This window comes from Bilophila sp., assembly GCF_057864385.1.
The window spans coordinates 47,466-54,039 of the sequence record NZ_DBMAFI010000024.1; the positions used below are offsets into that span (position 1 = coordinate 47,466).

Genomic DNA, 6,574 nt, shown 5'->3' on the forward strand with positions numbered 1-6,574 from the left:
GGCTCCTTACAGGGACGCGATGCGGTCGATGGTTGAGGCCATGCCGTCGCTCTTGAGCCCGGCGTTGGTGTTGAGGGGGCCGGGCGTCTGGGCGGTCAGGTGGGCGAGGATGGCCTGTTGCGCCGGGGTTCCGGCAACCTGACCGGAAGCGGGTGCGGGGGACGGGAGCAACGCCCCGAGCGCCTGAAGCTGCCCGGAAGTGATGCCTGCGGCGGCCAGCGTTTCCACGCGCTGGGCGGCTTCGGCCCCGGCAACCGCCGCGAACAGGGCCATGCGGTTGTCGAGGGCGGCCTGCACAGCCTGCTGCTGTTGCGTTTCCATTGCGGCGTTCGCTTCGGCGGCCCCCTGTTTCTTGACGTCCGCTTCGATCTGCGCCAGCAGTTCGGGATGGCTGGACGCGAGTTCTATGCGATCCATAGGTTTCTCCTTGGTGGTGTTGATGAGCGCGATGAGCGCGTCCATGCCGGGCACGATGCCCGTGACGAGGCCCAGCTCGTGGGCGCGGGATGCCAGAAAGACCTGCCCGTCGCCCCATGTCTCCGGGGCGGCCGCATCGACCGGCATGTGCGCGGCGACGTCGGCCCGGAACATCGCGTGCAGTTCGTTGATGGGTTGCTGCAGGTAGGCTTTGACCTCATCGGTCAGCGGCTCGGCGTCGTTGCCCGCGGCCTTCCATGCGCCGCCGGTAAGGTGGGTGACGCGGACGCCGCATTTCTCGAGGAAGCCGGACCAGTCCATATGCCGACAGATGACGCCGATGCTGCCGATGGTGGCCGTGGCCGGGGCATAGACGCGCCCGGTGGCCGCCGCGAGGTAGTAGGCGGCGGAGGCGCACAGGCCGTCGGCGTAAGCGTACACGGGTTTCGCGGTTTGCGCGGCCAGCCACGCCGCCAGCTCCGGGACGCCGGAGGCCACGCCGCCCGGCGAGTTGAAGCGGAGCAGCAGCGCGGAGGCGGATCTGTCCTGCATGGCCAGCGAGACGGCGGCCTTGATGGTGTCGTGGCCGACGGCGTCCCATTCGGGATCGCCGTAACGGTGGATGGTGCCGGAAATGTCGATGACGGCCACGCCTTCCCGCACGGCGTAGAGGAGGGGGCCGCCGCCATGAGAGGCGATGGCGGCGGCCCGGGGCGCGGGTGCGGTGTCCTTGCCGTTGGAGGAGGCAAGCATGGCGTCGAGGGACGACAGGGCGTCGGGCGTGATGGCCCAGAGGCGTTCAGCCATCAGCTCGGCAAAAAGGGGATGAAGTTCAGGCATGTCACTGCACCTTTTCCGTGGTGGGGTCCGCGAACAGCGAGCTTTCGCGCCTGCGCTGCTTCACGACGCTGTCCAGATCGCGCCCGCGTTCGGCGAGGGCTTCCCGGCGGGTCTTGAGGCCGTAGTCGATTTCCTTGCACACGGCGTTGACTTCTTTGACGGGGTCGACATAGCCGCGGGCGGGGCCGATCCACAGCGCGGAGGAATAAAGGCGCGGGGCGTCGTAAAAGTCCGGGGCCTTGGCCGGGAATTGCAGCTTGCCGCGCAGCCACGCTTCCTCGATGACCATCTGGAAAATGGGCTGGCAGTAGTGCGACACGAGCCACTGGCGGTAGAGCGTGAAGACCTTCCACGCCTCGAGCATGGCGGCGCGGGCGGAAGAGTAGTTGGTCTGGGAGAAGTCCTTGGCGATGACCTCGTAGGGCATGTCCACGGAGGCGGCCATGCTGCGCAGGACGAAGCGGCAGAACTGCTCGAAGTTCGGGGACGGGCTCGAGGTCTCGAGCATGTGCGGCCTTTCGTTGGGGTTGCCGTACATGATGGTGCCGGACTCGACGCTCTGGTAGTAGCGGGGCGGCTCGGAGGCGCTTTTCCTGCGGGCGTGGACGTAGTCGGGGAGGATGTTGTTGCCTTCGTCCAGCTCGATGAACATGGTGAGGCTCGAGGTGATGACCTGCGAGAGCAGCTCGTTGTCGAGGGAGTCGGAGAGGTGCCGGAACAGGTTCATGCCCGGGGAGAGCACCGGCACGCCGCGTTCCTGTTCCTCCTCAAGGTGGCGGAACAGATGGAACACGCCGGGCCGGTGCCCAAGCCTCGCGGGGATGCGGGTGAAGTCCCGCGAGGTCAGGCTGGAAGGGGAGACGAAGCTCCCCAGAGAAGCCGGGGACGGGGTGGCGAGCCAGTAGGCCGAGGGGGAGCCTGCCGCATCGTACTCAATCCCGTCCCGGATGGAGGGGGAAAAGCGTTTGTCAGAGGGCGTCATGAGCCGCGTCGGGTGGACGGCCTGGATGGCGAGGGAGAGCGGGCGCAACGGGTCGCAGGCCATGACCGGGACATGCAGCAGCTCGCCCTGCCGGAGCATGGACCGGAGGCCGAGGTATTGCAGATCGCCGAAGTGCATCATGCCGCGCACATCAGCCGTCGGCACCCAGTCTTCCCAGACGCGTTCGATGGCGTCTTGCAGCTCCAAGGCTTCCTGTTCGGAGATGCCGAGGCGTTCCCAGTCGAGATCGGATTGCGGCTGCAACCCTTGCCCCACGGCGTTGGTCGTGATGGCGTTGACGGCGCTGGAGGCCGCCCAGTCGTTCGCCGTGAGGTCGGCGGAACGGCTCTGGATGAGCGCACGCTCCTGCGCGGCGTTCTCCGTGGTGGCGACGCCGGGCACGCGGTAGCCGGACATGCCGCCCCGGAACGACCCGGCGTTCCGCGAAGGGCGGGGCATCGGGCTGGCGGTGCCCAAGGGGGAAGCCATCTGCGCCTCGGCCTGTCCCGTGGGCGCGGAGCGGGCAAACTTGCGGGGGGTGCGTATCGTCCTCATCGGATGACCACCCCCTGCACACGGACCGGGCCACGCGAGGCCCCGCCCAGCGTATCGACGATGTCCGAGAAAAACGCGATCTCGCGGTTGATCTCGCCAAGGTCATAGCGGGTGAGGCTTCGCGTGCCGACGGTATAGCTCTTGCCGACCGCGGCGTAACGCTTGGCGGTCTTCCAGACTTGCAGCTCGGACTGCGCTTCGGAGAGGGTGTACCCCCGGTAGGTGCGGGCATTCATAGCCTCGCAATCTAGCCGTTTCCAATTGCGGTGTCGTGCCGAATATGGGGAATATGGGGAATGTGGGGAATAAAACGCGAAAAAAGATTGACTCAAGCGGTAACGTGTACCCAATATAGGACACAAAGAGGGCGCCATAAAACGGATTCACGCGATTTACTGCCCAAATCGTTCATGGGGCAAGGGCTCTATGCGTTCAGAACAAATCTGTCGAGCGTTCGGGGCACCCCGGTCTCGGTAAGAAGGAGGAGACATGGTTCTTGAAGGATTAACCCCCGGTGATGAGCTTGATAACGACCAATTGTGTGCGAAGTTCATGTGCTCGCCGCAAGGGGGAATGCGATACTCAAAGAGGACGGAATCCCTTGTATTGGTCTCCAACCATGTAAAATCCCTCTATGACGATAGATGGATTGGAAACGTATTGCATTATACAGGCATGGGAACCATAGGGGACCAAAGCCTAGAGTTTATGCAAAACAAAACACTGTATCTGTCCAACGAAAACGGTGTTGCCGTTTACCTTTTCGAAGTATTCCAAGAAAAGCGCTACACCTACACAGGAAGAGTGCACCTCAGCGCGCAACCTTACCAAGAAATTCAAGAAGATGTTGAGGGAAGAGAACGTAAGGTCTGGATTTTTCCTCTCAAGCTCCTGAATGCAGCACCACCGGTCAAGGCGGCTATTTTAGAGCAGCTTGCCCAGCATAAAGCGAAGCAGGCGAAAAAGTTGTCTGTTGCGGAACTGCGCAAACGTGTGCAGTCGGCCCCCAAGATACCGGGTTCTCAAAGAACAAAGACGGTTGTCTTTCAGCGGAACCCGTATGTTTGTGAGCTCGCCCAACGTAGAGCCAACGGCGTGTGCCAACTGTGTCAGCAGCCGGCGCCGTTTTCACGGAAAGACCATTCACCGTATTTGGAAGTACACCACGTGATATGGCTCTCCGCAGGGGGAGAGGATAGTTTGTCCAATACCGTTGCCCTCTGTCCGAATTGCCATCGAAAGATGCATGTCCTTGCCCGGAAAGAGGACGTTGAACAGCTTCAACAACGAGCTCAAGAGCCTTACACAGAGTAATCGCTACGGCACACTGACACACCCTCAGCGTGCCGTTTTTTCTAGGCATAGAAACGCATCAGGCGAGGGCCGCTTGCTGCTTTCCCCAATATTGGGCCATCACCGCCAGCCCGCGGAGGCGGTTTTCCTCAAGCTCGGCTTCCGTGGGCACCTTGAAAGCCGTATCGGACACGCAGGGGCGCTGCGTCGGGAGCGTCGGTTTCGGGGCGCTGGTTTGGGGTCTATCGTTTTTTGGGGGCTTGGCGGCGTTGGCGAACCACTTTCGGAGAAAGAGCAGGACATTTCGGATGGCCTGCCCGCGCAGCACGCACCAGTTCCGGGCTCTGGCGAGCTGCTTGCCATAGTCCACTTCCGGGAAATCCCGCTGGAGGATGCGGGCCACCTCGTCGGAGACGACCAGCGGGGCGGGGCTGCTCTCCGGGGCCTTCGCGGGCGCGCCTTCCACAGGCGCAGCGCCCGCTGATATCTTGTCTTTTTCTTTTATCTTATATCGCGAGGATACCGATACCGTATCAACACCGTAGGCGTTGGGCTTTGGCGGGCGCGGGCCGGAGGCTTCCATGATGTGCGGGTAGCGGGTGACGATGGCCTTGCGGATGGTGTCCGACTCCACCTTGGCGAGCTGGCCGCGCATGGCCACCACCATCTTCGGCGAGGACGTGCACTGGTGCTTGATGTAGCTGGCGAGCCACACCTCGCCGCCGTCGATGACGGCCTTGCCGTCCCGCCGGAAGCGCTCCAGCGCGGCGTCCACGTCCGGGCCGGAGCAGGCGGTCTGGAAGGCGATCATGCGCCGGGACGCCTGAAACACGCCCACGAGGTTGGTGTGGGCGCTGGAAAACAGGTGGATGTAGACGAGCTTTTCGGTCGCGTTCAGGGACTCCACATACGGGTCCGTCCAGTACCGTTGGTCAATCGAGCGGAGGGCCATCACTCCACCCCCTTGGGGCAGAGGGTGGAGCGGACGTTGTCCAGATTGGCGGCAAGTTCGTCGAGGGCGACGATCATCCCTTCGCAGCCGACGAAATCCTTGCGCGCGTCATTCAACAGGCGCAGATGCTCGGAAACCATTATGGCGAGAAAATAGGCGTCGTCGAGATCAAGGCACATCTGCCGAAGCGTTTCTTGAGACTTGAGGACAGGGGGAGTGAAGGGGAGTTCCTTGCGCATTACGCCACCTCCTTTGACCACTCGCAACGGCGGGAAAGAAGCGTGGCGAGGCAAGCTCGTCCACGCCCGCCGTGCTCGTTCAAAGCGCCGCACGCGGCGCGACTGCCGTCGGCTTCAATGGTCAGGGAGGTGCCGCACAAGGTCCAGCGCACGCGGCGCTGATAGGCGAGGGGAAGGGACTGGAGGGAGGCAGCCGCGGCATACTCCCCAAAACGGAGGAGCTTGGAAATAAGCAGCTGCAACGGTAGACGACCGGCGCACAGGCCGGGGCGGGAAAGGCTCACGATAGCCGACATGATGAAACTCGCAGTTTTTTTGTATTTCGGAGTCAGCAGAACGCAAAAAACTCCGGGTGCTACAAACTGCCTGCGAAGCAGCGGACGTATTCCCCCTTGCGAGGTATTGTATTAGTCCACACCCGGAGCTTGAATTCTCCGATAGACCCTTTTCATCCACCGCTATCGTGAAACTCGGCTGGATGTTGGGCATAATAAAACCACGTTATGAACGGAACGCGGCCACCGTCGCAGGTATGGTGTTTGTAGCACCTTTAAAAAGTTTGCCAGAGGGGGCGGGGAATGTCAAGGTTTCCGTTGCTCTTTGGCAAACAACCATCTTTAATAATTCGATAGCTATATAAAAATATGTAAGTTACATCGGTGGGGGAGTGTTGTATTGATTTCGAATCATAATAACGGCGAAATTTTCGCATACACGTATCAGTTTATAAAAAAGATGTATATTGTACGATATCATAGATAAATAGCTACAGGGAAGGAGCTTTTCAAAAATATTCGAACAGATCACAGAAAAATTAATATCTGCAAATATAAAAATATAATTATTTATATAAGTTATAAAGAAGTTTAAAAAGGATGTATAACATAATGAAAAGACTATTATACTAATTTGAACAGTGAATATTTTTTTATAAATATCAGATATTTTATAAAACATATTTTGTTGATCAGATTTCTTGGCATATGCGGATTTTGCATAGTTTGAAAAAATGATCATTGCAAAAGAAGAAGATGTAAAACCAAAGAATATTGATATAAAAACGATAGTATTACTCAAAAAAGAGGAGTCAATACTGAAATTAGGAAATATAAAAGGTATAATAGGAAATAAAAATATCCCATTAGCAATATTTATTTTCATTTTGTTTCAATTGTTCGTATGAATTGTAAAAAAACGATATCATCTTCATAAAATCCACGATCGTTTTTTATTAAAAGAAGATGCACTTTTTCTAAAAATTGGTCAACTTTAAATATCTTTTCAAAATTATTATCA

Annotated in this window: 7 protein-coding genes; 1 reads left to right on the forward strand and 6 read right to left on the reverse strand. The window is 58.4% G+C overall.

What is annotated here, in order from left to right:
* Positions 1 to 6: 6 nt before the first annotated feature.
* Genes ACZM8Y_RS09635 through ACZM8Y_RS09645 form a run of 3 tightly spaced genes read right to left on the reverse strand, consistent with a single transcriptional unit; the run spans position 7 to position 3,126 of the window.
* A complete protein-coding gene (locus ACZM8Y_RS09635; protein ID WP_482333671.1) occupies positions 7 to 1,257 on the reverse strand; it encodes a S49 family peptidase in 1,251 nt (416 codons plus the stop codon).
* Between the two features lies 1 nt (position 1,258).
* Positions 1,259 to 2,794, reverse strand: coding sequence for a phage portal protein (locus ACZM8Y_RS09640; RefSeq protein WP_487480095.1), 1,536 nt, complete (start codon positions 2,792 to 2,794; stop codon positions 1,259 to 1,261).
* On the reverse strand, positions 2,791 to 3,126 hold the full coding sequence (locus tag ACZM8Y_RS09645; RefSeq protein ID WP_487480096.1) for a DUF6148 family protein: 336 nt from the start codon (positions 3,124 to 3,126) through the stop codon (positions 2,791 to 2,793). The genes ACZM8Y_RS09640 and ACZM8Y_RS09645 overlap by 4 nt, the downstream gene beginning before the upstream one ends.
* Positions 3,127 to 3,283: 157 nt before the next feature.
* On the opposite strand from ACZM8Y_RS09645, the gene ACZM8Y_RS09650 reads away from it, so the two are divergent.
* A complete protein-coding gene (locus ACZM8Y_RS09650) occupies positions 3,284 to 4,108 on the forward strand; it encodes an HNH endonuclease (protein WP_479859194.1) in 825 nt (274 codons plus the stop codon).
* 58 nt (positions 4,109 to 4,166) lie between these two features.
* Here the strand turns inward: ACZM8Y_RS09650 and ACZM8Y_RS09655 are convergent, their stop codons facing one another.
* The 3 genes from ACZM8Y_RS09655 to ACZM8Y_RS09665 are packed head-to-tail and all read right to left on the reverse strand — an operon-like array spanning position 4,167 to position 5,574.
* Positions 4,167 to 5,039, reverse strand: coding sequence for a hypothetical protein (locus ACZM8Y_RS09655; RefSeq protein WP_487480097.1), 873 nt, complete (start codon positions 5,037 to 5,039; stop codon positions 4,167 to 4,169).
* Complete coding sequence (locus tag ACZM8Y_RS09660; protein ID WP_487480098.1) at positions 5,039 to 5,278, reverse strand: hypothetical protein; 240 nt, start codon at positions 5,276 to 5,278, stop codon at positions 5,039 to 5,041. Before ACZM8Y_RS09660 ends, ACZM8Y_RS09655 begins: the two co-directional genes overlap by 1 nt.
* Positions 5,278 to 5,574 (reverse strand): hypothetical protein, encoded by a 297-nt coding sequence (locus ACZM8Y_RS09665; RefSeq protein ID WP_487480099.1) that lies wholly within the window; start codon positions 5,572 to 5,574, stop codon positions 5,278 to 5,280. The genes ACZM8Y_RS09660 and ACZM8Y_RS09665 overlap by 1 nt, the downstream gene beginning before the upstream one ends.
* Between the last annotated feature and the right edge of the window lie 1,000 nt (positions 5,575 to 6,574).